Origin of the sequence: Rhizobium sp. YTU87027, from assembly GCF_050644135.1 — a bacterium.
Taxonomy (GTDB): Bacteria; Pseudomonadota; Alphaproteobacteria; order Rhizobiales; family Rhizobiaceae; genus Rhizobium.
This window is the reverse complement of sequence record NZ_CP098440.1, coordinates 3506279-3529551: the sequence shown is the minus strand read 5'-3', so window position 1 is coordinate 3529551 and position 23273 is coordinate 3506279. Positions and strand designations below refer to the sequence as shown.

Sequence of the window (23273 nt, the reverse complement as noted above, 5' to 3'; positions counted from 1 at the left end):
GAGGCCCATGACATGGCGCGCTCCGAACGCCTTTTGACGCTGCTGCAAACCCTGCGACGCTATCGCCGGCCGGTCAGCGGTGCCGTGCTCGCAACGGAAACCGGCGTCAGCATCCGCACACTTTACCGGGACATTTCGAGCCTGCAGGCGCAAGGCGCCTTGATCGAAGGAGAGCCGGGCCTCGGCTATGTACTGAAGCCGGGCTTCATGCTGCCGCCGATGATGTTCTCGCAAGACGAAATCGAGGCGCTCGTCCTCGGCTCGCGATGGGTCGCGCGTGCTGCCGATTCGCGACTTGCCGCTGCCGGGGCCGATGCGCTGGCCAAGATCGCGGATGTGCTACCGCAAGAGATGCGCGACGAAATCGAGACATCGACGCTGCTCGTCCACCTAAAGCCGCCCGTCGCCGACAAGGCGGACCTCGGTGCCATTCGCAAGGCAATCCGCAACGAACGGATTCTCAAGCTGACCTATTCCGATGAGAGCGGTACCGTCTCCGTACGCAATATCTGGCCTTTCGCGCTGAGTTATTTCGAACAAGTGCGTGTTGTTGTCGCCTGGTGCGAATTGCGTCAGGATTACCGTCACTTTCGCACCGACCGAATCGTCGAGATGATTCCGCGGGACGGGCGTTATCCGCGCAGACGCGCGGTCCTTCTCAAGGAATGGCGAGACCGACAGGATGTTGCGCACTGAGCGCGACACTACTGCCATAAACTGACAGTGGTCAGCGCTATTATCGGTACAAATCCAACAGGAGGACCGATGATGACGAGCTTGAACCTTACCAGATCGACGCGTGGCAATCCTCCGATCGAGGACACCTCTGACCATGCAGGATATCCGCAATCCATGCTGCTTCGGATGATGCTGAAGGCGTCGCGCCAGATGGCACGGAGCAAGTATCCGCGCCTCGATCCGGAGGCGCTATCGGAGACGATGAAACGCGATCTCGGCTTCGTGGATTGGGGCCGGACCTGCCACGAAGGATAGACCGCGACTACGCAACTCCCAAGACGCGTTACCGACCGTCGCCGCTGCCATGGGTGCAGCGGCGTTTCTTCGCCTGCCACCCTGTCACAACGAGGACGACCCGATGAACAGCCCGAATCTCATCATTCTCTACGTCAAGGATCCGGCCGCGAGCGCCGGCTTCTACCGGTCACTGCTCGGCCGCGAGCCGGTGGCCGAAGCGCCGAACTTTGTCACTTTCGCGCTCGACGGCGGTTTCACGCTCGGCCTCTGGCGGCTGAGCAATGTTACGCCGCAGCCGTCCGCCACCGGCAGCCGCGCCGAGATCGCCTTCATGGTTCCCGGAGAGAACGGCGTGTCAACGCTTTACGAGGACTGGCGCAAACGCCAGCTACCAATCGCGCAAGACCTCACAGACATGGATTTCGGTCCGACCTTCGTCGTGCTCGACCCGGACGGCCATCGCCTGCGTGTGTGTGAGCCGGACAAGTAAGCTAAAACAGAAAGGGCGCCCGGAGGCGCCCTTTTCATTTCTGTAACTGGCCCCGCATCGGGTGACCCTTGTAGACGCCGAGAATGCGCACCTTCTCGGAGAAGAAGCGCAGCTCTTCGAGCGCACGCCGGACGTTCGGATCGTTCGGATGGCCTTCAATGTCGGCATAGAACTGCGTTGCGACAAACTTGCCACCGAGCTGATAACTCTCCAGTTTTGTCATGTTGATGGTGTTCGTCGCAAAACCGCCGAGCGCCTTGTAGAGCGCGGCAGGGATGTTTCGGACGTTGAAGACAAAGGTCGTGACGACCTTCTCTTCAGCGGAGTTCCGATGCGCCCATTCCTCGTCGCGAGCGAGGACGACGAAGCGGGTGACGTTGTCCTCAGTATCTTCGACGTTCTCTGCAACGATCTCGAGACCGTAGAGATCCGCAGCAAGACGCGGAGCAAGCGCTGCCATCGAGCGATCTCCGGTCTCTTTGACGAGCTTTGCCGCGCCGGCCGTATCGCCAGCGATCACCGGCTTCCAGCCGTGCGAGCGAACGATCTTGCGGCACTGGCCGAGCGCATGGATGTGGCTGTGAACGGTGCGGATTTCATCCTTGGTGACGCCAGGAAGCACCATCAGCTGGAATCGGATCGGCATGAAATACTCGCCGATGATGTGCAGACGCGACTCCGGCAACAGGTGATGAATGTCGGCGACGCGACCGGCGATTGTGTTTTCGATCGGGATCATCCCGATATCGGCATCGCCGTTCTCGACCGCCACAAAGGCATCCTCGAACGTCTGGCACGGCAGCGGTTCCATGGTCGGAAACATGTCGCGGCACGCCATGTCGGAATTCGCGCCGAACTCGCCCTGAAAGGCGATCCTGTTGGTCTTGATATTCATGGGAAATCCGTCACTTCGTTCTAGCGGAGAGAATGCGCCGCGCCTTTTCAAGGTCGGCGGGAGTATCGACACCAAGCGGAATCGTGTCAACGATCTCGACATCGATGCGCATGCCAGCTTCGAGCGCGCGTAGCTGTTCGAGCGACTCGCGCTTCTCCAGCACGGACGGTCCGAGCGTGACGAAACGCTCCAGGGCCGAGCGGCGGTAAGCATAAAGGCCGATATGATGATAGAGCGGGCCGTTGCCGTAGGGTGCCGTGGCGCGCGTAAAGTAGAGGGCTTTCAGGCGGCTGTCGGAGAGCGGCGAACCGACGACCTTGACGATATGAGGCGCTGTCTTGTCGGCCTCGTCCTCGATCTCGATCGTCAGCGTCCCGATATCGACGCTTTGGTCTTCCAGCGGGCGCAGCGCGGCACGAACGGTTTCCGGCTCGATCGTCGGTAAGTCACCCTGCACGTTGACGATGAACTTGGCGCGCCCCTCCGGGTCCACCTTCGCCAGGGCTTCGTAGATACGATCCGAACCGGATTGATGATCCTTGCTCGTCATAGTGACTTCGAAGCCCGCCTCGGCAACGACATTGTAGACCTCCTGGTCATCGACCGCGACGACGACGCGGCCGATCGCAGCCTCCTTGGCACGCAAGGCCACCTGAACAATCATCGGCAGCCCGCAAATATCGGCGAGCGGCTTACCCGGAAGACGGGTCGATGCCATGCGAGCCGGGATCAACACGAGCACGTCATCTAAATTTGGACTGGTCATTGTTCGGGCCTTCTAATCCGGGCGGAAAGGTGTCAAAAAGTCTCACGCAACAGCCCATTTAGACTGTTGCAACGAATAGCCAAAAGACATAGGTTCCGCGCGATTTCAAGATGGTCCGGTTTTATGTCTGCCGGCTGCAAGGGGAGCATTGCAGATGAATTCATACGTGAATACGGCGGTGGGGGCACTGCTCGGGACGGTTTTCGTTCTGATGTCCGTCTCCATCGCGTCGGAGGGGATCTTTCATTCGGAGAAGCCGGAAAAGGAAGGTTTTGCGATCGTAGCCGAAGAGGCGGCAGCCTCCGGTGGCGGCGAGGCCGCACCTGCTGCAGCCGTTCCGATCGCGCAGCTGCTCGCAAAGGCAGACGCCAAGGCCGGCGAAGCTATCTTCAAGAAGTGTCAGGCCTGTCATGACGCGACCAAGGGGGGGCCGAACAAAGTTGGCCCGAACCTCTATGGTCTCGTCGATCGTCCAATCGGCACGCACGAGGGCTTTGCCTATTCGTCTGCTATGAAGGACTTCTCCAAGGGCGGCAGCGAGAAGTGGACCTTCGATCATCTGAACCATTTCCTGACAGCGCCGAAGAAGTATGTTGCCGGCACGGCGATGGGCTTTGCGGGTCTACCGAAGGACACGGATCGCGCCAACGTTATCCTCTACCTTCACACCCTGGCCGATTCGCCGGTTCCGCTTCCGGATCCGAACGCACCGGCTAGCGCGACGCAATAATCGCTACGCTGCTCTTGCGGACAAGCCCGGCCCCACGCCGGGCTTTTCTTTTGTCCTATGCACCGAGCAGAAAAGCCCAGAACGTCACCGAGATGGCGCCGAGCGCGGTGGTCAGCGTGATTGTCGAGGCTGCCAGACTATGGCCGACACCGAAGCGATTGGCGATCAGCCAGGCGTTGACGCCCGTCGGAACGGACGAGATCAGCACAAGAGCGGCCGTCCAATCGCCGGCTAGGCCCACCAGGCGGCTTGCCGTCCAGACGCAGGCCGGCAACAGCAACAGCTTGAAGGCGGAGGTGACGCTGGCAATGCCCGCGTTGCCCGATATCCCGTATTTTTCGAGCGCCATGCCGAGCGAGATCAGCGCAACCGGCCCGGCCACGCCCGCGATCTGATTGACGATGGATTCGACTGGCCCCGGCATGGTGAGACCGAGAAGATGCATGGTAGCGCCCCCGGCCAAGCCGATCACCAGAGGGTTCTTGAGGAGATTATGGGCGATCTGGCGCACCACTTTGGCGATGCTGCGCTCCGTCTTGCCGGCGATCTTGTGTTCGGCGCGCTCCATCATAATGGTCCCGATGATCATCATCACAGGAAGATGGACCGCGATCAGAATGGAGAGCGGCACGAGCCCCTTGTCGCCGACCGTGCGCTGGACGAGCGGCAAGCCGATGAAGATTGTGTTGGCGAAGGCTGACGACACTCCGGCCAGCACACCGATGCGGTCATCGCGCCCGAAGAAGCGCGTCGCGGCGATATGGGCGGCGACCCATGTCACCGCAACGCCGGAGAAGTAGGCGATCCAGAGACGGAACGGCGAGGCACCATGAAAATCAGCTTCGGCGATCGTGCGGAACAGTAACAACGGCACGGCGACCTTGAAGACGAACTCGCTCAGCGCATCCCCGATCTCCGCCTTCATCAGCCGCAGTTTCACGGTCAGCCAACCGATCAGGATCATGATGAAAATGGGAAGGACGTCGAAGATGATGGCTGACATTCAATGCGGCTGCCTTGCGAGAGATGATTATGCGTAGCAGCAAATCGGACGAGATGACAAACACGCCGGGCAAAAAACAAAAAAAGCGGGCCTTGCCCGCTTTCAGACTGCTGACAAACCCCTGGCACCGTCCAGGGGTTTATGATTCATTGGGACATGTTGAAGAAACCTGCCCCCACCCAGACGGCTCTCGAGATGGTGACGCTCGACAGTCTGGTGCCAAAGGATCACTTGCTGCGCAAGATCGACGCGGTGATCGACTTCTCGTTCATCCACGATCGCGTTGCCGGGCTTTATTGCGCCGACAACGGCCGCCCGCCGCTCGATCCGACCTTGATGTTCAAGGCTCTGTTCATTGGCTACCTGTTCGGCATCCGCTCGGAGCGTCAGCTGGTGCGCGAGATCGAGGTCAACGTCGCCTATCGCTGGTTTCTGCAGCTGAAGCTGACGGATGGTGTGTTTGACGCCTCGACGCTGTCCCAGAACCGCCGCCGGCGCTTCAACGATACGTCGGTCGCCCAGGACATCTTTGATCATATCGTTGAGCAGGCGATCCGCCATGGCCTGGTGGATGGCACGGTGCTTTACACGGATTCAACGCATCTGAAGGCGAATGCCAACAAGGGCAAATATGATCTTGCGATGATCGAAAAGTCGCGCTCCGATTACTGGGCCGACCTCGACCGGGCGATTGAGGCCGAGCGGGCAGTGCACGGCCAGAAGCCCTTGAAGGAAAAGGAGCGCGAGCCGCAGGTGAAGGAAACCAAGGTGTCGCGCACCGATCCCGACAGCGGTTACATGGTGCGCGACGGCAAGCCAAAGGGCTTCTTCTACCTCGATCACCGCACGGTGGATGGCAAGCTTGCGATCATCACCGATACCCATGTCACGCCCGCCAATGTGCATGACAGTATCGTCTATCTCGACCGGCTGGACCGCCAGCGTGAGCGGTTCGGCTTCGAGGTTGGTGCTGTCGGGCTGGATGCCGGCTATGCGACATCCGGCATCGCCAAGGGTCTTGAGGACCGCCAGATCCTCGGTGTCACCGGCTATCGCAACCCAACCCCGCCCAGAGCCGGCATGATGCGCAAGTCGAAATTCGACTATGAGCCCGAGACAGACGGTTATCGCTGCCCCGAAGGCCAACTGCTCGCCTATGCCACCACCGACCGCAACGGTTATCGCCACTATCGTTCGGATCCTGCCATCTGCTGCGATTGTCCCTTGCTGGCCTCCTGCACCAATAACGCCACGGCGACACGCACCATCACCCGCCATATCTGGGCCGATGCCCGCCAGCGCACCGACGCCAACCGCCTGACCCCTTGGGGCAAGGCAATCTACAAGCGCCGCAAGGAGACGGTCGAGCGATCATTTGCCGATGCCAAGCAGCTTCACGGGCATCGCTATGCCCGCTTCCGAAGTCGCACCCGTGTCGCATGCCAGTGCCTGTTGGCTGCGGCCGCCCAAAACATCAAGAAGATCGCAATGGCCCTGACAAAAGCGCCAAAACCGGCCACCGCGTAAGCCGGAACGACCCGACTTCCCTCTGCCAGAATCCTGCAGCCAGAAAAATCCCATCCGCAAAAAACAAAACCCGCCGAAATATCGACGGGTTTGTCAGCAGTCTGAAAGCGGGCCTTGCCCGCTTTTCCGCATCCGGTCTGGCCGGATAGCCGGTTCGCGAGCCGCCAGTTCATCCGTGGTCAGCGTCGCTCCGGTATCGTCGAAGGGCATCATCCCCTTCTCCATTGGCTGCAGCCCGCAAGCCGCTCATGCCAATCTCAATGAGCATCCTTATAGGGGTTGAAAATGACACGGGGATGACGTCAGGGCGGCATTTTTGCCCTCTTATGGAGCAAATGCCACCAGCCTCGCGCTCACTGACGGGTCAATCGCCGTTTGACGCTCCCGGAACGTTTGGCTCGCCGAGGTCCCAATAAAGCCCTGCCATCAACGCGAGACTTTCACGGGCGATGTCAACAGGCAGATGTTCGTTCGGCGCATGCTGTGAGCAGCCCGGATATGAGTGCGGTATCCACACGGTCGGAAGCTGCAGAATGTCAGAGAAGGCATCGTTGGGCAGCGAGCCGCCAAGGTTCGGCAGTATGGCCGGCTTTTTCCCCGTTGTGCGGCCAATCGAGTCCGCCGCCCACCGAACCCATGGATGTTCAGGATCTAGCCTCGTCGCACGAAAAGCAGCATCGTTCGCCTGCGCTATTTGAACCTGGGAAAAACCGCACTGATCCAGATGACGGCGCAGAGCCGGCAAGATATTTTCCACCTCAACACCGACGACGAAGCGCAGCTGGCAGCGAGCCCAGGCGCGCGGCGGAATGGCCCCAATAGGCGCCCTCGGGTTTCCGGCCTCGAAGGCCAGTACGGCGAATGAGCACCAGGCGAACAGCTTCTCCGCCGAAGTAAGACCAGGCTCGCCCCAATCGGGATCAATCTGCGGGTCTTCGGCACCGCTCTCGATCTCACAGTCCGCAAGAGCTCGGCGAACATTGTCCGGAATACCCGTCGGGAGCCATTCCGGCACCAGAATCCTGCCGGAGGGCGAGGCAATACTGGAGATCGCATGGGCAAGCTGGATTGCAGGGTCGGATAGAAGGCCACCCCAATTACCGGAATGATGGCCGCCCTTGCGGGCATCGATCCAGAGGTCAAAGCTGATCGCCCCGCGAGACCCCAGAAAGATGGTTGGCCGCGTGGCCGAAAGACGGGGACCATCCGAGGCGATCAGCACGTCGGCGCGGAATAATTCCTTATGAGCCGCAACCAGTACATGCAGGCCAGGGGAAAGCTTTTCCTCCCCCATCTCGATCAGATACTTGGCGTTGAATCCAAGCTTCCCGCGCGTTTCGATCACGGCCCGAAGCGCACCGATGTTGATTGTATGCTGGCCCTTGTTGTCGGCGACACCGCGGCCGTACCACCTGCCATCCCGCTCGGTCAGCTGCCAGGGAGGGAGGCCCTCGTCCCAGTCATTGTCGAGCCCCCGGACGACGTCGCCGTGGCCATAACCCAATACCGTCGGTCGAAGGGCATCCTCGTCGCGCTCGACGTAAAGAAATGGCCAGCCATCTTGGGAAAGTTTGCGACATTCAAATCCGAGGTCTTCGAAGGCCGGTTTCATCTCGGTCTCGATATACAGGTCGAGCACCGACGCGCGGTCAGAGTTCTGACTCTCCGTCGGTATCGCGACCCGTCGCGCCAGATCCTTCCGGAAATGGCCCGATGTGAGGTAGGACACTGCTCTGGCAATAGCGGCGTCTCGTGTCATGCCCGCAACCTAGCACGAGACGGAATAAACCGGAATCGCCATACAGGACCCGCCATCGCTCGCGTTGGGCCTCGAATCGCGCTTGGTGGCGTTTGCTCCATAATTCCGCATTTTTGCGAAGCGCTGTCAGCCCGCCGCAATCTCCTGTTATCAACGGCTCTTGTGCCGGCCGACAAAATCGTGCGATGTCGCATCTTGGCTGGGGAGACCAACATGGGGGTAAATTTTGCCAACAGGTAAAGTCAAGTGGTTCAACCAGGACAAGGGCTTTGGGTTCATCACGCCGGATGACGGAAGCACCGATGTCTTCCTGCACATCACGGCCGCCCAACGCGGCGGGATCGACACCGTGAAAGAGGGAATGGGCATAGCGTTCGAAGTGGCGCAGGACCGTCGGACCGGCAGAACCTCTGCCGACAATATCCGGCAACTTTAAAATGATCAGTGCGGCCGAAAGGCCGCACTGGCTTTGACGCGCGGAGACACAATATGAAGCGTAGCTTGACTGTCTGCTTCTTCATGCTTGTGGCGGCCGGACCGTCATTTGCCGACGACGCGAGCTCGAAGCTTGCGTTCTTCTACGACAGCTGCGTGTCCTCCGGTCCAGATTTCGAACGTACATCAGAGCGCGCGAAAGCAGACGAATGGCCTTCGATGGCACAGGATCTGGCGCTGACCTTCACACCGATGGAAAACCCGGAAGCGCTGGAAGGGTGGATCGTCAGCGGCGGTGAAAACGACAGTTTTCAGGCTCTAGTGGTCTCGCGAGCGGACGTTGGGGGCAAAACCATCGAAGGTTGCACGGTGGCATTGGGCGACGTCGATGCAACCGTCTTCGAGAAGGCCTTAGTCGAGAAAGTGAACGCTGTCTCGGCAGGTGAAGAGCAAGGGCAGGATCGCGTCTACAAGCGATATACGGCCAGCATCAACGGGCGCAACGAAGCAATTACCCTGACGCTTCCACTCTATGCCAAGGGCTCCGATCAGATTATCGCAAGCGCCGTGGCAGAGCAGCAAATCGAGCATTAGATCGCCCGCCACGGGCAATGCACAGCCTTTCAATTCATATGAGATTTTAATTCCAGGCCCGGGCGTCCGAATGGAACGACTATGGCTTGTCTCCATCCTTGGGACGAGACGTGACCGTTGGCCACCTGTCGACGGCATCTTCACTTTCGCCAGCCAGCGGGAGCCCTACATCCGTCGCCAAAGGAAGCATTTGTCACGGAGATCAAGAAAACACCTTGGCTTTTTTCCAGGTCGCCATCAAAAAGCGCCGTTCCTTTGGAGAAGGCCGGCCCCGACGAAAAGAAGTGCGTCCGTGAGCTTACGCCGTGCGCACAACCAAACGAAAGGCCACTAGGATGGTGAGCAGGAGCCTCCCTCATGAGTATTTTTTCCTGAATGGTTCGCGGTCCGATGGGCCGGTCATCGGCCATATCGATGGCAGACCCATCCCTGCTCGCGTGATCGACACCAGAGGCAGCCGCTATCGCTTCGTGGGAGTTGCTCGCCGCGACCGACGTGGCAGGCTCGATGTGTCCGCCTTGCGCAAGAACGAGTGGCTTGTGGTTCCCGACCTCATCTATGCGGCCGTTGCTTGAGACACTCCTTCATTGAAACGTCGCCGCCACGCCGCCGAACTGCTCGTGGCATTTCATTCGTCACAGCCGCATTTTTGCGATCGATTGAAAGCTCGAACGGCATTTCCGCTTCCCATGCGGCGAAAATTCGCTAAGACCGGTCACCGGCTATCACCTAAACCGGGACCTTCCCTTTCATGACCAAATTCGATGTTCTGACTGTCGGCAACGCCATCGTCGATATCATCGCGCGTTGCGACGACCAGTTCCTCATTGACAACGAGATCACAAAGGCGGCGATGAACCTCATCGATGCCGAGCGCGCCGAGCTTCTCTATGCGCGCATGGGACCGGCGGTAGAGGCCTCCGGCGGTAGCGCCGGCAACACGGCGGCAGGTGTCGCGAGCTTCGGCGGCAAGGCTGCCTATTTCGGCAAAGTCGCGGAAGACCAGCTCGGCGAGATCTTCGCCCATGATATCCGTGCACAAGGCGTTCACTATCAGACGCAGCCGAAGGGGACATTCCCGCCGACCGCTCGCTCAATGATCTTCGTCACCGACGACGGCGAACGCTCGATGAACACCTACCTCGGCGCCTGTGTCGAGCTCGGACCCGAAGACGTCGAGGTCGACGTCGTCGCCCAGTCCAAGGTCACCTACTTCGAGGGTTATCTCTGGGATCCGCCGCGCGCCAAGGAAGCGATCCGCGAATGCGCCCGTATCGCCCACGAGAACGGCCGCGAAATGTCGATGACGCTTTCCGACAGCTTCTGCGTTGACCGCTATCGCGGCGAATTCCTCGACCTGATGCGCTCCGGCACTGTCGACATCGTCTTTGCCAATCGTCAGGAAGCGCTGGCACTCTACGAAACCGACGACTTCGAAGGGGCGCTGAACAGCATCGCCAAGGACTGCAAGATCGCCGCCGTGACGATGAGCGAGAACGGCGCCGTGATCCTGAGGGGCAACGAGCGCTTCTACGTGGACGCGATCAAGATCAAGCAACTGGTCGATACCACAGGTGCGGGCGATCTGTTCGCCGCGGGCTTCCTCTACGGCTACACGCAAGGTCGAACGCTGGAAGATTGCGGCAAGCTCGGCTGCCTTGCCGCCGGTATCGTGATCCAGCAGATCGGCCCGCGTCCGATGCAGTCGCTTGCCGAAGCCGGCAAGCAGGCGACCCTTACTTAAAGGCTTCGCCTGGATAAGCTCCCCAGATTTCCGACTGCGCCACCCAGCCTTCGGCGCCGTCGCTCTTGGCGAAGCACCAATCGCCATTGCATTCGCCGATGTTCATCATAACGCCGGGCTCCAGCTTGGCGACGATGCTTGCCGACGGCAGAGCGTCCCGGCGCATATTGACGTAGACGGACTTGCCCTTGCCCTTCATCCACGGGGCCGCGATCGCCGCACGCGAGCCCGACAGCAGCGATTGGTTGACCCAACCCTCGGTGCCGTCGGCATCGCGGATCTGACGCCAGTTATCGTATTCCTGAATAATCTCGACCGGCAGGCCGGCCTTCAGATACATCCATGAGGCCGCATAGTCGGTGCCGGGGCCGATGCGCAGGTTGACGCGCTTTGACTTGAGCGTGACGAAGCGCGGCAGCGGCAGGCCGCTCGGTCCCTTTGCAGCCTGTGCGGCGGCCATTTCAGCCGTTCCCGCCGAAAGCACGAAACCGATCGCAAGGGCGAGGCAAGATTTCAGGACTTTGCTATGCATGGGACTTCCGTTTGCTCAGAGGAGGGCAGGACTGCTGCCTGATTCCGGGAATTCGACATTCCTGCGCACGCTGAGCGAGTTTTGTTTGTCTTCGCGCGCGGGTCTGGTAGAAAATGCCCGGAACGGGAAAATTATCCCGCGTCTTGGTTAAGGACCTCTTTACAAGTTAGCGCCGGCGCACATGACGACGAAGAAAAAACCGAAGGTCTACATCACGCGGAAGCTGCCCGACGCAGTCGAGACGCGCATGCGCGAACTCTTCGACGCGGAACTCAATATCGACGATGCGCCGCGCTCCAAGTCCGAGCTGATTGCTGCGGTCAAAAGCGCCGACGTGCTGGTACCGACCGTCACCGACCGGATCGACGCCAGCCTGATCGAAGAGGTCGGGCCGCAGCTGAAGCTGATCGCCAGTTTCTCGAACGGCACCGACCACATCGACGTCGAAGCGGCGGCCCGCAAGGGCATCACCGTCACGAACACGCCGAACGTGCTGACCGAAGACACGGCCGACATGACCATGGCGCTTATCCTCGCTGTGCCGCGCCGCTTGGGCGAAGGTGCGCGAGTGCTGACCGACCATCCGGGCGAATGGCCCGGCTGGTCGCCGACCTGGATGCTCGGCCGGCGCATCCACGGCAAGCGCATCGGCATCGTTGGCATGGGGCGGATCGGCACCGCCGTTGCCCGCCGCGCCAAGGCTTTCGGCCTCTCGATCCATTATCACAACCGCAAGCGGGTGAACCCGGCGACCGAAGACGAGTTGGAGGCGACCTACTGGGAAAGCCTCGACCAGATGCTTGCCCGTGTGGACATCGTTTCGGTCAACTGCCCTTCGACGCCGGCAACGTTCCACCTGCTTTCAGCGCGCCGCCTGGCCTTGCTGCAGCCAACCGCCTATCTGGTCAATACCGCGCGCGGCGACGTCATCGACGAAGCGGCGCTGATCAAAAGTCTGCGTGAAGGCAAGCTGGCAGGTGCGGGTCTCGATGTCTTCGAGAACGAACCGGCGGTCAACCCGAAGCTGGTCAAACTGGCGAACGAAGGCAAGGTCGTGCTTCTGCCGCATATGAGTTCGGCAACGATCGAAGGCCGTATCGACATGGGCGACAAGGTGATCATCAACATACGGACTTTCATCGACGGCCATCGCCCGCCAAACCGCGTGCTGCCAGGCCGTTAGGCCAAGACCGGCTTGCGCATCTCGATCGACGTCGTCCTGGTGAAGCCGGGATGCGCGTTTTCGGCAGTCTTCTCAAATCCCCAGCGCATGAAGACGTCATGATTCTCGACAAGCTCGATGCGGGTCTCGAGCCGCAGTGACGGCAGTGCGCGGTCTCGTGCTACCTGCTCGGCAATGGCCAGCAGCTTGCGACCGATGCCCCGGCCCTGGGCGTCCGGGGCAATCGCCAGCTTGCCGACATAAAGGCAGCCTTCTTCCGGTCGCAGAAAGACGCAGCCGCACAAGATGCCGCCTTCCATAGCCGCATGGGCGATTTCGGAGCTCGCCTTATCTGCCAACGTCACCGGCGTAAGTTTCAAGGCCGAAGACGGTGGATCGATGCGATCATTCATATAGGCGAACGACGACAGGATCAGCGCCAACAGCTCCTCCCAGCGCTGAAAATCCTCGTCGATGCGAACGATGTTCATGATGCCTGGCTCTGCCTCTGGCGGCGGCGCTTGTAGCGGATCGTATCGAAGCGGGCGGCAAGCGCATCGTAGAGCAGCAGCCGGCCAATTAGCGGTTCGCCGGTACCGGTGACAAGCTTGATCGCTTCCATCGCCATCAGCGTGCCGATCACGCCCGTCAGCGCGCCGATGATGCCAGTCTCGGCACAGGCTGGGATCAGTCCTGCCGGCGGCTTCTCGGGGAAGAGATCGCGATAGGTCGGGTTTGGCGTCCCGTCCTCGGCCACTTCGTAAGGCTTCAGAACGGTGACGGAGCCATCGAAACGACCGACAGCGCCGGTCACCAATGGGATTTGCGCAGCCTCGGCGGCGGCGGCTGCCGTATAGCGCGTATCAAAATTATCGGAGCCGTCGATCAGCAGATCGAAGCCAGAGAGATGACGGCGCGCCGAATCCGGTGAGAAGCGCTCTTCAAAGCGGATCACGTTAACGTGCGGGTTCAGGCGGGCGATCGCGAAGGCGGCGCTTTCCGTCTTCAGCTCGCCGATCGTTCCGGAATCGTGGATCACCTGCCGCTGCAGGTTGGAGAGCGAAACGCGGTCGTCATCGGCAATGCCGATCGTGCCGACACCGGCGGCCGCCAGATACTGCAGGACCGGCGCTCCCAGCCCGCCGGCACCGATGACCAGCACGCGGGCAGCTTTCAACTTCTGCTGGCCTGCGCCACCGATCTCAGGAAGCAGGATATGACGCTGATATCGCGCGATTTCTTCCGGGCTGAGGGGTTCCATGGGCGCGATGCTAACACGGCCTTTGGTCGAGGGGGAAGCGGCATCGGTCATTCGAAAACCTTTCCATCGGCAACGGTGAAGAACTGCGCACGCTCGCCGAGGGCGGAGAACATGGCGCGATCCGTGCCTGTCATGAAGGCCTGACCGCCGAGCGCGTCAATGAGGTCGAACAGCGCAGCCCGTCTTCCCTCGTCGAGATGCGCGGCGATCTCATCGAGCAAGAGGACCGGCGCGTGGTCGGTGAGATTGGCGACCAGCCGCGCATGGGCAAGAATCAGCCCGACCAGGAGGGCCTTCTGCTCGCCGGTGGAGCAGCGCGCTGCTTCCATCTGCTTCTGCCGGTGGCGGACAAGCAGATCGGCGCGATGGGGGCCGTCGAGCGTGCGACCGGCCGCGGCGTCGCGGTAGCGGCTTTCCGCAAGCATGACCGCATACTCATCCTCAAGATCGACGGCGGGGCGCGAGAACTGACCATCCATGAAGCCGTCAAGCTCGAGCGCTGCAGCAGGAAAGGGCGAGGTTTCGCGCGTCTCGTCGATGAGGCGGGCAAGAAGGCCGAGCATCTCCTGGCGTGCCATCGCCATGGCAATGCCAAGGCTCGCCATTTGCTGTTCGAGGCCGGAGAGCCAGGAGGGATCGAAGCGGCGCTCGTCGAGCAGCTTGTTGCGGCTGCGCATGGCGCGCTCGAAATCGCTGGCACGGCGGCCATGGGCCGGATCGAGCGACAGCACGAGCCGATCAAGGAAACGGCGGCGCTCGGACGAGCCACCGGTGAACAGCCCATCCATCGAGGGCGTCAGCCATAGGAGGCGCAGATGATCGGTCAGTTCATCCGCCGACTTTGCGGGCGTGCCGTTGATGCGCAGGCGCCGGGACGCACTGTCATCGGTGGTGTCGACACCGGTGCCGATCTCCACCTCGCCTTCCATACCGTCAAGCTCGGCGAAGATCGAGAAACCAGCAGTCGCGCCGACGCGGGTGACATCGCCATAGGTGGCACGGCGCAGACCGCGGCCTGGCGACAGGAAGGAAACAGCTTCCATCAGATTGGTCTTGCCGGCGCCATTGTCTCCCGTCAGCACCACATGCCGACCATCGAGCGACAGCGAGACAGACGCGTAGTTGCGAAAGTCTGTCAGCTTGAGACGGGACAGGGAGACCTTGTGTGGCATTCGATATCCGGATTCGTGGTGCCCGAGAGCTAAGCGCAACGGGAGCGGATGGCAAGGGTTCAGGGCCGAGATGCTGATAGCTGCATGAGGCATTCCTGGAGATCGAACGCAGCGGAAGGTGCATGTTGGCCCCATCGCCAGAGGATTGTATGATAGCCTCGAGGCTGGGGGGACTTCGATGAGACGTTTGACGAAAACGCGGATCGTGGTGGGCGGCATTGCAGTCCTGTTGGTTGCGTATCTGGCTGTCGCCTATTTCTTCATTCCTGAAATATGGATCCATCGCGACGCCAGCCGCGTCGCGGAATTTGGCCCAATGGTGACCACCACCAAACAGGACATTCCGGGCGACCCCATCAATGTTGGGCTTGTCGGTTCGAAGGAGGGGGTGCTCCGGGCATTCGCGTCGGCTGGATGGGATCCGGCTGACAAGATCACGCTACGGACATCGGCCGAAATCGGCTTGAGCGTCGTGCTCGATCGGCCCGACCTCGACGCTCCCGTGAGCCCATTGCTGTTCGAGGGCCGCCAACAGGATCTGGCTTTTGAAAAGGCCGTTGGCAAGAGCGCCGATGAACGCCACCACGTCCGTTTCTGGGAAACCAAGAAGAGCGGTGAAGATGGGCGACCACTCTGGCTCGGCTCGGCGAGCTTTGACCGCGGTGTTGGCTTCAGCCACGACACCGGGCAGATCACCCATCACATTGCGCCTGATGTCGATGCCGAGCGGAATCTTGTTATCGGCGACCTTCAGACGGCCGGGCAATTGTCCTCCACCTATGAAATCCCGGGCATCGGCGCCACGAAGACCGGTCGCAACGGTGGTGGCGACCCGTATTTCACCGATGGGAAAGCACTGATCGGCGTGCTGCGTGGCCCCGCCACGCCCTAGCCTGCTTCCAAGCTGCGCCAAATCGGTGGAAGATGCGGACCGAATCACGAGAGGTGCGCCGTTGAGGATTGCCGCAGCACAGACCCTGGTTTCCTCCGATATCGCAGCAAACGGCAGCGCAATCCGAAACATGATAGTAGCCGCGGCCGCCAGCGGCGCACGCGTCATCAACTTCTGCGAAGGTGCGCTTTCGGGATACTCGAAGTTCCAGATCATGCATCCCGATGACTGGAGGAGTTTCGATTGGCACAGGCAGGAGACGGAGCTGAGGGCGATCGCCCATCTCTGCGGCGACCTCGGCATCTTTGCGGCTGTCGGCGGAGCGCATCGGCTGGAGAACGGTTATCCACCACACAACAGCCTCTACATCTTCTCCGAAGAAGGGGCGCTTCTCACCCGCTACGACAAGAGGTTCCTGTCGAACAGCGAACTTGGCGGTTGGTACTCCCCAGGCACCGCACCGATTACCTTCGATACCGACGGCTATCGATTCGGCTGCGCCATCTGCATCGAATCTCAATTTCAGGAAGTGTTTCAAGAATACGAGACACTCGGCGTCGATGCAGTGCTTTTCTCCTCGTATGGCATTGCCGAGTACTTCCAGATCGCGCTTCGCGCTCATGCGGGGCTGAACTGCATCTGGATCAGCGCTGCGACGCCGGTGCAGAAGGCCGCCAAAGGCCCGGCGGGCATCATCGGCCCGGATGGAAAATGGGTGACGCAGTGCCCTGCAACTCCCGAACCGAACCTCGTGAGCGCGACGCTCGGCCGCGACGACGCCCTTTACGACGTCCCGCTGCAGAAGGCCCGGCCTTGGCGGCTGAAGGCGCGACAGGGCGACATCTATCGCGAGAAGATGGTCAACGATCCCAGAAGCGAAGACAGAAGCGGCTATTGACACGCAATGCTGCCTTGCGTCGCAGCGCCTTCATCTCACGGTACCAATCGCCTATATGGAAGCGGTCGCGGGTTGCGACATGCCGGAGTTCATGATGGATACCGAAATACAGGGCCGTGCGGCACATGTGGCCGCCATTCGCGAGCGCGCCGAAGCCGAAATGAAGGCGATGGGCATCGATGAAGCGTTCATCGATCGGTTGGTCGAGACGTTCTATGGCCGCGTGCTCCAGCATCCGACGCTTGGGCCGGTATTCGATGCCCGCCTTTCTGGCCGCTGGCCCGAGCATATGCAGAAGATGAAGGGCTTCTGGTCATCGGTCGCTTTCCGCAGCGGAGCCTATGGCGGCAAGCCAGTGCAGGCGCATACCGGTGTCGCGAACATGTCGCCCGATCTCTTCCCGCAGTGGCTGGCCCTGTTTTCCGAGACACTCAGCGACATCGCCCCGAACCGGGAGGCCAAAGCCTGGTTCATGGCGACCGCCGAGCGGATCGCCAGGAGCCTGACGCTATCGCTGTTCTACAATCCGGCGCTCGACGACCCGCAGCGGAAGCCCGCCTAAGCCATCTCAGGCAACACGCTTGTAGAAAAACGTCGTGGCGCAGAGGCCACCTTCCGGCCACAGCGCATAATCTGGGATCACGCCGACCCGCTCCCAGCCAAGCCGTGGATAGATCGCTTCGGCTTCGCTTCCGGTTGCCGTGTCGAGCACCAGAAGCGTCTTGCCGCGCACGGCAGCTTCGCGTTCCGCGGCATCCATCAGCAGACTCGCCAGCCCCTTGCCGCGGGCGGAGCGATGCACGAGCAGCTTCTTCAGATCGCCGCGATGCGGCTGGTTCGGCATCTGCGCCGCACCGACCTGGACCGTGCCGACGGGTCGACCGTCGATCTCGGCCACGAAGAGCAGCGTCGCGCCTGAGGCAACGGCATCTGCAACACCTTGCCAATAGGGCTCGGCATCGGCGTTGGTGTAGGGCTGCATGAAGCCGACGGAGGCACCGCCGTTGACGCAGTCGGTCAGCACCTCGCAAAGGTCAGGGATCGCCGCGCGGGCCTTTGCCGCGTCAAGAAGGCGGATCGTTGCTGTCATCACTTTTCTCCTGAAATGAATTAGCGCCCGCCCCGGTCGAGCACGACGCAATAGCGGGCGGGAATGTTGCCGGGGTTATGAAAAACATGGCCTTCACCGACCGGCATGAACAGACAGTCGCCGGGCAGAAGGCGATACACGCTATCGCCCGTCGTCATTTCCATCTCGCCTTCGAACAGCCAGACATGCTGGGTCATGCCGCTGCTTGCTGCATGCGGCGGAAAACTAACGCGGCCGTTTGGGGGAAACTCGACGTCGACGATGTCGACATCGGAAGCAGCGCCTGGCGGCGAGACGGAGCGCCTGACGTAGCCCGTCTCCGGATCCCGCCAGACTTGCTGATCCTGCCGGCGCGACAACGGCGAGACTTCGCCTTCTTCCGCGAAGAAGGCGGAAAGCGACAAGTCGAGTGCTGCGCAGACCCTCGCGAGCAGCGAGGCAGTCGGACTCGCCTCGCCGCGCTCGATCCGTGAAATCATGGCGCGGCTGACGCCGGAGGCATTGGCAAGGTCGTCCAACGTTAGGTTCTTCTGCACCCGGAGCTTGCGGATGCGAATGCCGATCGCCGTTTCGAGTTCCTGTTCCATCATCAGATCCGATTTTCTACTATAATAGAAATGCATAGTCTGATGATGGAATCAAGAGTTATGTTTCCAGCTGAGAAACAGCCGCTTATCGTAAACGAACTCCTGCTTTTCCGCTTTGCGGCAAGGGGCAGCGCTGCTATATGGCGCGCATGAGCACCAATTCGACGACTCCGCTTTCCCATATCCGCAATTTCTCGATCGTGGCCCACATCGACCACGGCAAATCGACGCTTGCCGACCGCCTGATCCAATCGACCGGCGGCCTGGCCGAGCGCGAGATGTCCGAGCAGGTGCTTGACAATATGGATATCGAGCGCGAGCGCGGTATCACCATCAAGGCCCAGACGGTGCGCCTGCACTACAAGGCGAAGGATGGCGAGACCTATATCCTCAACCTGATCGACACGCCCGGCCACGTCGACTTCGCCTACGAAGTCTCGCGCTCGCTCTCGGCCTGCGAAGGTTCGCTGCTGGTCGTCGACGCGTCGCAGGGCGTCGAAGCCCAGACGCTTGCCAACGTCTACCAGGCGATCGACAACAATCACGAGCTGGTCACCGTCCTCAACAAGATCGACCTGCCTGCGGCCGAACCCGACCGTATCAAGGAACAGATCGAGGAAGTGATCGGCATTGACGCTTCGGAAGCCGTGCTGATCTCGGCAAAGACCGGTCTCGGCATCCCTGATGTCCTCGAGGCCATCGTCCAGAAGCTGCCGGCGCCAAAGAGCCCGGGTGGCGAAAAGGCGCCGCTGAAAGCGCTGCTCGTCGACAGCTGGTACGACACCTATCTCGGCGTCATGGTTCTCGTCCGCGTCATCGACGGCGTGCTGACCAAGGGACAGACGATCCGCATGATGGGCACCGATGCCAAGTACCAGGTGGAGCGCATCGGCGTGCTGACGCCGAAGATGGTCAATGTCGATAGCCTCGGTCCTGGCGAGATTGGCTTCATCACTGCTTCGATCAAAGAGGTGGCCGATACCCGCGTCGGCGACACGATCACCGAAGACAAGCGCCCGACCGCCGAAGCCCTGCCGGGCTTCAAACCGGCCCAGCCTGTCGTCTTCTGCGGCCTCTTCCCGGTCGATGCTGCCGATTTCGAAGATCTGCGCGCGGCGATGGGCAAGCTTCGCCTCAACGACGCCTCCTTCTCCTTTGAAATGGAATCGTCCGCGGCGCTCGGCTTCGGCTTCCGCTGCGGCTTCCTCGGCCTGCTGCATCTCGAAATCATCCAGGAGCGCCTGGAACGCGAATTCGACCTCGACCTGATCGCGACGGCCCCCTCGGTCGTCTATCAGCTGACGATGACGGACGGCAGCGAGCGCGAGCTGCATAACCCGGCCGACATGCCCGATGTCGTCAAGATCGAAGAGATCCGCGAGCCCTGGATCAAGGCGACGATCATGACGCCGGATGACTATCTCGGCGGCATCCTCAAGCTCTGCCAGGACCGTCGCGGTATCCAGACGGAACTGACCTATGTCGGCACGCGCGCTATGGTGACCTACGAGCTGCCGCTCAACGAAGTCGTCTTCGATTTCTATGATCGGCTGAAGTCGATTTCGAAGGGCTATGCCTCCTTCGATTATCACCTCGAAGGCTACCGTGAAGGCAATCTCGTCAAGCTGTCGATCCTCGTCAACGGCGAGCCGGTCGATGCGCTCTCCATGCTCGTCCACCGCGCGTCTGCCGAAAAGCGCGGTCGCGACATGTGCGAGCGGCTGAAGGAGCTGATCCCGAAGCACATGTTCAAGATTCCGATTCAGGCTGCAATCGGCGGCAACGTCATTGCCCGCGAGACCATTTCGGCGCTGCGCAAGGATGTCACGGCGAAGTGCTACGGCGGCGACGCCACCCGCAAGCGCAAACTTCTGGAAAAGCAGAAGGAAGGCAAGAAGCGCATGCGCCAGTTCGGCAAAGTGGAGATTCCGCAGGAAGCCTTCATCGCCGCGCTCAAGATGGGCGACGAGTAAAGCGCCACTTTCAGCCCGGCCGGCAAGCAACGCATGGCCGGGCTATTACCTGATTCCCCCGCCTCAGCTGCAGGCCATATATTCCTTCACCAGGCCTTCATAGGCGTCCATCTCGGGCAGCGCCTCATAGCTGCGGACCGCGCCGGTTTCGGCGAAGGGTAACTTCTCGCGCGTCCACGTTTCGATGAACGGCTTGAACCAGCGCGGATCGTCCAGCATCGTCGGGCGAAGATTGACGAACCAATCCATCCCCTCCGACCGTGTGAACATCCAGGTCATGCAGTCGCCACAAAAGTAGTGGTGCGCCTCGGGACCGTGCAGACCGCCGATGACGGGCTCCCCTTCCGTGATCGCAAAGCCTTCCGCCGGGATCGCCGCGCTCAACGAGTAGGCACTTGACGACATCTTCTGGCAGCCCGTGCAATGGCAGGCCATGGTCAACAGCGGCTTGGCGCTGATCTTCAATCGCACGCGGCCGCATCGGCAGCCGCCCTCCCAAGGCAGTTCCATTTCGGTCATTGCAGCCTCCTTCTTCGTCATGCTCAATCTAGCAGCGAGCAGTGAGGCGTCAAATGTGAGCGCCGCAGACGAGGCAGACGGTCGCTTCCTGGAGCCCGGCGATCGCGACCCTAGGATCGAGCGCGTCGTGTAGGCCTGATGTCGGTGCTCAACGCCACATCGTCGGCGGAAGTGCTTGTTCGGGTCATGACGTACTCTCGATGCGTGGCGCAGGCTTCCTCGTTCCGTGGCTCGATCTGGCTCCGGTCATTCGCAGACCCTCAGAGGACAACGCAACATTTCAAAAATCGGTGCGACGAATGTCGCAAACAGACGGCAAATCGACGCACCAGTCGTTGAATTATCAATGCAATTCGGCCTGCAAACGCCGAAAATTGAGCCGGCTAGCATAAATAAATTCAACCAAAGATTGATTATGACGAGGCCGCGCCAATCTTACCAAAACGCTTCAACATCTGTCCAAAATCCTCCCTTCAGTAGCCACCTGACGAAATGCGGCACAAAAAATCACCGCCGCAGAAGGCGGTGCTCGCTATTTCATTTGGGGGCTTGCAACGCCAGACCTTTACGATAGGTTGCACGTTGACCTGGACGTAACTGGTCACGGGAACAAACGACTAATAAAGGCGCAAAGCCTAGAAAGGTGGCCCCCATATGAACTTCCTTACGAAAAAAATCCTGGCTTCAGCAGTGTTTGGTTCACTGTTGGCCGTGTCGGCGCATGCAGCGACGCTCAATATCCACAACGGTGGCGACCCGCAGTCACTCGACCCCCAGAAGCTGTCGAGCGACTATGAAAACCGCATTGCAGGCGACATCTTCGAGGGCCTCGTAACGGAAGACCCGAAGGACGATCCGATTCCGGGGCAGGCCGAAAGCTGGAAGGTTTCGGACGACGGCAAGGTCTATACCTTCAAGCTTCGTGACGGCATCAAGTGGTCGGACGGACAGCCGGTAACGGCCGGCGACTTTGTTTTCGCCTTCCAGCGCCTGGTTGATCCGAAGAACGCCGCCGAATACGCGTACCTGCAGTTCACCATCAAGAACGCGGAAAAGATCAACAAGGGCGAAATCACCGATTTCAGCCAGCTCGGCGTTAAGGCAATCGACGACAAGACGCTCGAGATCACGCTCGAGAACCCAACCCCCTACTTCATCAATTCGTTGATGCACTACACTGCCTATCCGCTGCCGAAGCATGTGGTTGAGGCGAAGGGCACCGATTGGGTGAAGATCGGCAACATCGTCACCAACGGCCCGTACAAACCGACCGAGTGGATTCCGGGCGCGTCCGTCACGACCGTCAAGAACGACCAGTATTACGGCGAGAAAGACCTGAAGATCGACGGCGTCAAATTCTTCACGCTCGAAGACCAGGAAGCGGCCCTGAAGCGCTACCGGGCCGGCGAGTTCGACATCATGACCGACTTCCCGACTGACCAGTACGAGTGGATGAAGAAGAACCTGCCGGGTCAGGCGCACGTCACGCCGTACCTTGCGAGCTACTATTACGTCCTCAACGCCACCAAGCCGCCGTTCAACGACAAGCGCGTCCGCCAGGCCCTCTCCATGGCCGTCAACCGCGAAGTGATCGGTCCGAAGATTCTCGGCACCGGCGAACTGCCGGCCTATTCCTGGGTTCCGCCAGGCACCGCCAACTACGGCGAGCCTGCCTATGTCAGCTGGAAGGACATGCCGTACAAGGAAAAGGTGGAAGAAGCAAAGAAGCTGCTCAAAGAAGCCGGATTCGGACCTGACCATCCGCTGAAAGCACAGCTTCGCTACAACACCAACGACAACCACAAGCGCGTGGCGGTCGCCATTGCTTCGATGTGGAAGCCGCTCGGCGTTCAGATCGAGCTCTACAATACCGAAACCAAGGTGCATTACGACGAAATGCAGCATGGTCAGGTCGAGATCGGCCGCGCCGGATGGATCGCGGACTACAACGATCCGGACAACTTCCTCGGTCTGCTGGTTTCCGGCGTCTCGATGAACTACGGCCGCTGGAGCAATCCGGAATACGACAAGCTGATCAAGGAAGCCAACGCCCAGACAGACCTGAAGACACGCGCCGAGATCTTCAAGAAGGCCGAGCGGCTTGCGCTCGACGACAGCGCCGCCATTCCGCTGTACTACTATGTCTCGAAGAACGTCGTTTCGCCGAAGGTCCAGGGCTTCGAAGACAATATTCAGGACATCCACCGCACGCGCTGGCTGTCAATCAAAGAATAAGGAACACCGGCCCTTCGCGCTGAACGTGGGAAGG

26 protein-coding genes are annotated in these 23273 nt (G+C 60.5%); 15 read left to right on the top strand and 11 right to left on the bottom strand.

Translation table 11 applies throughout. The annotated features are described in order from the left end of the window. The first annotated feature begins 12 nt into the window (after positions 1-12). The 3 genes from NBG89_RS17415 (at position 13) to NBG89_RS17405 (ending at position 1465) form a co-directional block, all read left to right on the top strand. Entirely contained in the window at positions 13-696 is a 684-nt protein-coding gene (locus tag NBG89_RS17415) for a helix-turn-helix transcriptional regulator (protein WP_431320962.1), read from the top strand. Positions 697-765: 69 nt separating this feature from the next. Beyond that, the gene (locus NBG89_RS17410) at positions 766-993 is read left to right on the top strand and encodes a hypothetical protein (protein WP_431320961.1); all 228 of its coding nucleotides are present in this window, start codon (positions 766-768) and stop codon (positions 991-993) included. Positions 994-1096: 103 nt separating this feature from the next. Then, positions 1097-1465, top strand: coding sequence for a VOC family protein (locus tag NBG89_RS17405; RefSeq protein ID WP_431320960.1), 369 nt, complete (start codon positions 1097-1099; stop codon positions 1463-1465). A gap of 34 nt (positions 1466-1499) precedes the next feature. Here NBG89_RS17405 and NBG89_RS17400 read toward each other — a convergent pair whose 3' ends face one another. Next, entirely contained in the window at positions 1500-2360 is an 861-nt protein-coding gene (locus NBG89_RS17400) for a prephenate dehydratase (RefSeq protein ID WP_088692583.1), read from the bottom strand. 10 nt (positions 2361-2370) lie between these two features. Further along, complete coding sequence (locus NBG89_RS17395) at positions 2371-3126, bottom strand: 3-deoxy-manno-octulosonate cytidylyltransferase (protein WP_431320959.1); 756 nt, start codon at positions 3124-3126, stop codon at positions 2371-2373. 154 nt (positions 3127-3280) lie between these two features. Here NBG89_RS17395 and NBG89_RS17390 point away from each other — a divergent pair, with 154 nt between their 5' ends. Continuing rightward, a complete protein-coding gene (locus tag NBG89_RS17390) occupies positions 3281-3856 on the top strand; it encodes a c-type cytochrome (RefSeq protein ID WP_431320958.1) in 576 nt (191 codons plus the stop codon). Positions 3857-3911: 55 nt separating this feature from the next. On the opposite strand, the gene NBG89_RS17385 is transcribed toward NBG89_RS17390, so the two are convergent. Then, positions 3912-4859 (bottom strand): AEC family transporter, encoded by a 948-nt coding sequence (locus NBG89_RS17385; RefSeq protein ID WP_431320957.1) that lies wholly within the window; start codon positions 4857-4859, stop codon positions 3912-3914. Between the two features lie 156 nt (positions 4860-5015). On the opposite strand from NBG89_RS17385, the gene NBG89_RS17380 reads away from it, so the two are divergent. Further along, complete coding sequence (locus tag NBG89_RS17380; protein ID WP_431320956.1) at positions 5016-6386, top strand: IS1182 family transposase; 1371 nt, start codon at positions 5016-5018, stop codon at positions 6384-6386. A 364-nt stretch (positions 6387-6750) separates the two neighbouring features. Here NBG89_RS17380 and NBG89_RS17375 read toward each other — a convergent pair whose 3' ends face one another. Then, positions 6751-8145: a M20 family metallopeptidase gene (locus NBG89_RS17375; RefSeq protein WP_431320955.1), complete on the bottom strand. Its 1395-nt coding sequence runs from the start codon at positions 8143-8145 to the stop codon at positions 6751-6753. A 226-nt stretch (positions 8146-8371) separates the two neighbouring features. Between NBG89_RS17375 and NBG89_RS17370 the strand changes: the two genes are divergently transcribed. From NBG89_RS17370 to NBG89_RS17355, 4 genes are all read left to right on the top strand, one after another. After that, positions 8372-8581 carry a cold-shock protein gene (locus tag NBG89_RS17370; protein ID WP_007528897.1) on the top strand — a complete coding sequence of 70 codons (210 nt, stop codon included), beginning with the start codon at positions 8372-8374 and terminating at the stop codon, positions 8579-8581. A gap of 53 nt (positions 8582-8634) precedes the next feature. Then, the gene (locus NBG89_RS17365) at positions 8635-9174 is read left to right on the top strand and encodes a hypothetical protein (RefSeq protein ID WP_431320954.1); all 540 of its coding nucleotides are present in this window, start codon (positions 8635-8637) and stop codon (positions 9172-9174) included. Between the two features lie 335 nt (positions 9175-9509). Next, positions 9510-9749, top strand: coding sequence for a hypothetical protein (locus NBG89_RS17360; RefSeq protein WP_431320953.1), 240 nt, complete (start codon positions 9510-9512; stop codon positions 9747-9749). Between the two features lie 176 nt (positions 9750-9925). Further along, entirely contained in the window at positions 9926-10918 is a 993-nt protein-coding gene (locus NBG89_RS17355) for an adenosine kinase (RefSeq protein ID WP_431320952.1), read from the top strand. Here NBG89_RS17355 and NBG89_RS17350 read toward each other — a convergent pair. Then, positions 10911-11450 carry an SH3 domain-containing protein gene (locus NBG89_RS17350; RefSeq protein WP_088692590.1) on the bottom strand — a complete coding sequence of 180 codons (540 nt, stop codon included), beginning with the start codon at positions 11448-11450 and terminating at the stop codon, positions 10911-10913. The two genes, NBG89_RS17355 and NBG89_RS17350, sit on opposite strands and share 8 nt — an antisense overlap. A gap of 181 nt (positions 11451-11631) precedes the next feature. On the opposite strand from NBG89_RS17350, the gene NBG89_RS17345 reads away from it, so the two are divergent. After that, positions 11632-12633 (top strand): 2-hydroxyacid dehydrogenase, encoded by a 1002-nt coding sequence (locus tag NBG89_RS17345; RefSeq protein ID WP_431320951.1) that lies wholly within the window; start codon positions 11632-11634, stop codon positions 12631-12633. On the opposite strand, the gene NBG89_RS17340 is transcribed toward NBG89_RS17345, so the two are convergent. The 3 genes from NBG89_RS17340 to recF are packed head-to-tail and all read right to left on the bottom strand — an operon-like array spanning position 12630 to position 15045. After that, positions 12630-13103 carry a GNAT family N-acetyltransferase gene (locus tag NBG89_RS17340; protein WP_431320950.1) on the bottom strand — a complete coding sequence of 158 codons (474 nt, stop codon included), beginning with the start codon at positions 13101-13103 and terminating at the stop codon, positions 12630-12632. The genes NBG89_RS17345 and NBG89_RS17340 overlap by 4 nt on opposite strands. Continuing rightward, positions 13100-13924, bottom strand: a complete 825-nt coding sequence (locus tag NBG89_RS17335; protein WP_431320949.1) for a molybdopterin-synthase adenylyltransferase MoeB — start codon at positions 13922-13924, stop codon at positions 13100-13102. Before NBG89_RS17335 ends, NBG89_RS17340 begins: the two co-directional genes overlap by 4 nt. Further along, positions 13921-15045 carry a DNA replication/repair protein RecF gene (gene recF / locus NBG89_RS17330; RefSeq protein WP_431320948.1) on the bottom strand — a complete coding sequence of 375 codons (1125 nt, stop codon included), beginning with the start codon at positions 15043-15045 and terminating at the stop codon, positions 13921-13923. The genes NBG89_RS17335 and recF overlap by 4 nt, the downstream gene beginning before the upstream one ends. 178 nt (positions 15046-15223) lie before the next feature. Here recF and NBG89_RS17325 point away from each other — a divergent pair, with 178 nt between their 5' ends. From NBG89_RS17325 to NBG89_RS17315, 3 genes are all read left to right on the top strand, one after another. Then, on the top strand, positions 15224-15937 hold the full coding sequence (locus NBG89_RS17325; RefSeq protein WP_431320947.1) for an LssY C-terminal domain-containing protein: 714 nt from the start codon (positions 15224-15226) through the stop codon (positions 15935-15937). A 61-nt stretch (positions 15938-15998) separates the two neighbouring features. Next, positions 15999-16835, top strand: coding sequence for a carbon-nitrogen hydrolase family protein (locus NBG89_RS17320; protein WP_431320946.1), 837 nt, complete (start codon positions 15999-16001; stop codon positions 16833-16835). Between the two features lie 94 nt (positions 16836-16929). Then, complete coding sequence (locus NBG89_RS17315; protein WP_431322730.1) at positions 16930-17397, top strand: group III truncated hemoglobin; 468 nt, start codon at positions 16930-16932, stop codon at positions 17395-17397. Between the two features lie 6 nt (positions 17398-17403). Here the strand turns inward: NBG89_RS17315 and NBG89_RS17310 are convergent, their stop codons facing one another. Together NBG89_RS17310 and NBG89_RS17305 are read right to left on the bottom strand one after the other, a co-directional pair. Continuing rightward, positions 17404-17925: a GNAT family N-acetyltransferase gene (locus tag NBG89_RS17310; RefSeq protein WP_431320945.1), complete on the bottom strand. Its 522-nt coding sequence runs from the start codon at positions 17923-17925 to the stop codon at positions 17404-17406. A 20-nt stretch (positions 17926-17945) separates the two neighbouring features. Then, complete coding sequence (locus tag NBG89_RS17305) at positions 17946-18512, bottom strand: helix-turn-helix domain-containing protein (protein WP_431322729.1); 567 nt, start codon at positions 18510-18512, stop codon at positions 17946-17948. 140 nt (positions 18513-18652) lie between these two features. Between NBG89_RS17305 and lepA the strand changes: the two genes are divergently transcribed. Continuing rightward, a complete protein-coding gene (gene lepA / locus NBG89_RS17300; RefSeq protein ID WP_088692598.1) occupies positions 18653-20485 on the top strand; it encodes a translation elongation factor 4 in 1833 nt (610 codons plus the stop codon). A gap of 63 nt (positions 20486-20548) precedes the next feature. Here the strand turns inward: lepA and NBG89_RS17295 are convergent, their stop codons facing one another. Beyond that, on the bottom strand, positions 20549-21004 hold the full coding sequence (locus tag NBG89_RS17295) for a GFA family protein (RefSeq protein ID WP_007528867.1): 456 nt from the start codon (positions 21002-21004) through the stop codon (positions 20549-20551). A 654-nt stretch (positions 21005-21658) separates the two neighbouring features. On the opposite strand from NBG89_RS17295, the gene NBG89_RS17290 reads away from it, so the two are divergent. After that, complete coding sequence (locus tag NBG89_RS17290) at positions 21659-23239, top strand: peptide ABC transporter substrate-binding protein (protein ID WP_431320944.1); 1581 nt, start codon at positions 21659-21661, stop codon at positions 23237-23239. The last annotated feature ends 34 nt before the right edge of the window (positions 23240-23273 follow it).

Bases quoted from the DNA above. Each gene is read 5' to 3' on its own strand.
- NBG89_RS17385 (WP_431320957.1), bottom strand. From the start codon at position 4,859: ATGTCAGCCATCATCTTCGACGTCCTTCCCATTTTCATCATGATCCTG.
- NBG89_RS17305 (WP_431322729.1), bottom strand. From the start codon at position 18,512: ATGGAACAGGAACTCGAAACGGCGATCGGCATTCGCATCCGCAAGCTC.
- recF (WP_431320948.1), bottom strand. From the start codon at position 15,045: ATGCCACACAAGGTCTCCCTGTCCCGTCTCAAGCTGACAGACTTTCGC.
- NBG89_RS17395 (WP_431320959.1), bottom strand. From the start codon at position 3,126: ATGACCAGTCCAAATTTAGATGACGTGCTCGTGTTGATCCCGGCTCGC.
- NBG89_RS17340 (WP_431320950.1), bottom strand. From the start codon at position 13,103: ATGAACATCGTTCGCATCGACGAGGATTTTCAGCGCTGGGAGGAGCTG.
- NBG89_RS17375 (WP_431320955.1), bottom strand. From the start codon at position 8,145: ATGACACGAGACGCCGCTATTGCCAGAGCAGTGTCCTACCTCACATCG.
- lepA (WP_088692598.1), top strand. From the start codon at position 18,653: ATGGCGCGCATGAGCACCAATTCGACGACTCCGCTTTCCCATATCCGC.
- NBG89_RS17355 (WP_431320952.1), top strand. From the start codon at position 9,926: ATGACCAAATTCGATGTTCTGACTGTCGGCAACGCCATCGTCGATATC.
- NBG89_RS17365 (WP_431320954.1), top strand. From the start codon at position 8,635: ATGAAGCGTAGCTTGACTGTCTGCTTCTTCATGCTTGTGGCGGCCGGA.
- NBG89_RS17400 (WP_088692583.1), bottom strand. From the start codon at position 2,360: ATGAATATCAAGACCAACAGGATCGCCTTTCAGGGCGAGTTCGGCGCG.
- NBG89_RS17345 (WP_431320951.1), top strand. From the start codon at position 11,632: ATGACGACGAAGAAAAAACCGAAGGTCTACATCACGCGGAAGCTGCCC.
- NBG89_RS17360 (WP_431320953.1), top strand. From the start codon at position 9,510: ATGGTGAGCAGGAGCCTCCCTCATGAGTATTTTTTCCTGAATGGTTCG.
- NBG89_RS17310 (WP_431320945.1), bottom strand. From the start codon at position 17,925: ATGACAGCAACGATCCGCCTTCTTGACGCGGCAAAGGCCCGCGCGGCG.
- NBG89_RS17390 (WP_431320958.1), top strand. From the start codon at position 3,281: ATGAATTCATACGTGAATACGGCGGTGGGGGCACTGCTCGGGACGGTT.
- NBG89_RS17315 (WP_431322730.1), top strand. From the start codon at position 16,930: ATGGATACCGAAATACAGGGCCGTGCGGCACATGTGGCCGCCATTCGC.
- NBG89_RS17410 (WP_431320961.1), top strand. From the start codon at position 766: ATGATGACGAGCTTGAACCTTACCAGATCGACGCGTGGCAATCCTCCG.
- NBG89_RS17325 (WP_431320947.1), top strand. From the start codon at position 15,224: ATGAGACGTTTGACGAAAACGCGGATCGTGGTGGGCGGCATTGCAGTC.
- NBG89_RS17415 (WP_431320962.1), top strand. From the start codon at position 13: ATGGCGCGCTCCGAACGCCTTTTGACGCTGCTGCAAACCCTGCGACGC.
- NBG89_RS17335 (WP_431320949.1), bottom strand. From the start codon at position 13,924: ATGACCGATGCCGCTTCCCCCTCGACCAAAGGCCGTGTTAGCATCGCG.
- NBG89_RS17350 (WP_088692590.1), bottom strand. From the start codon at position 11,450: ATGCATAGCAAAGTCCTGAAATCTTGCCTCGCCCTTGCGATCGGTTTC.
- NBG89_RS17290 (WP_431320944.1), top strand. From the start codon at position 21,659: ATGAACTTCCTTACGAAAAAAATCCTGGCTTCAGCAGTGTTTGGTTCA.
- NBG89_RS17405 (WP_431320960.1), top strand. From the start codon at position 1,097: ATGAACAGCCCGAATCTCATCATTCTCTACGTCAAGGATCCGGCCGCG.
- NBG89_RS17295 (WP_007528867.1), bottom strand. From the start codon at position 21,004: ATGACCGAAATGGAACTGCCTTGGGAGGGCGGCTGCCGATGCGGCCGC.
- NBG89_RS17380 (WP_431320956.1), top strand. From the start codon at position 5,016: ATGTTGAAGAAACCTGCCCCCACCCAGACGGCTCTCGAGATGGTGACG.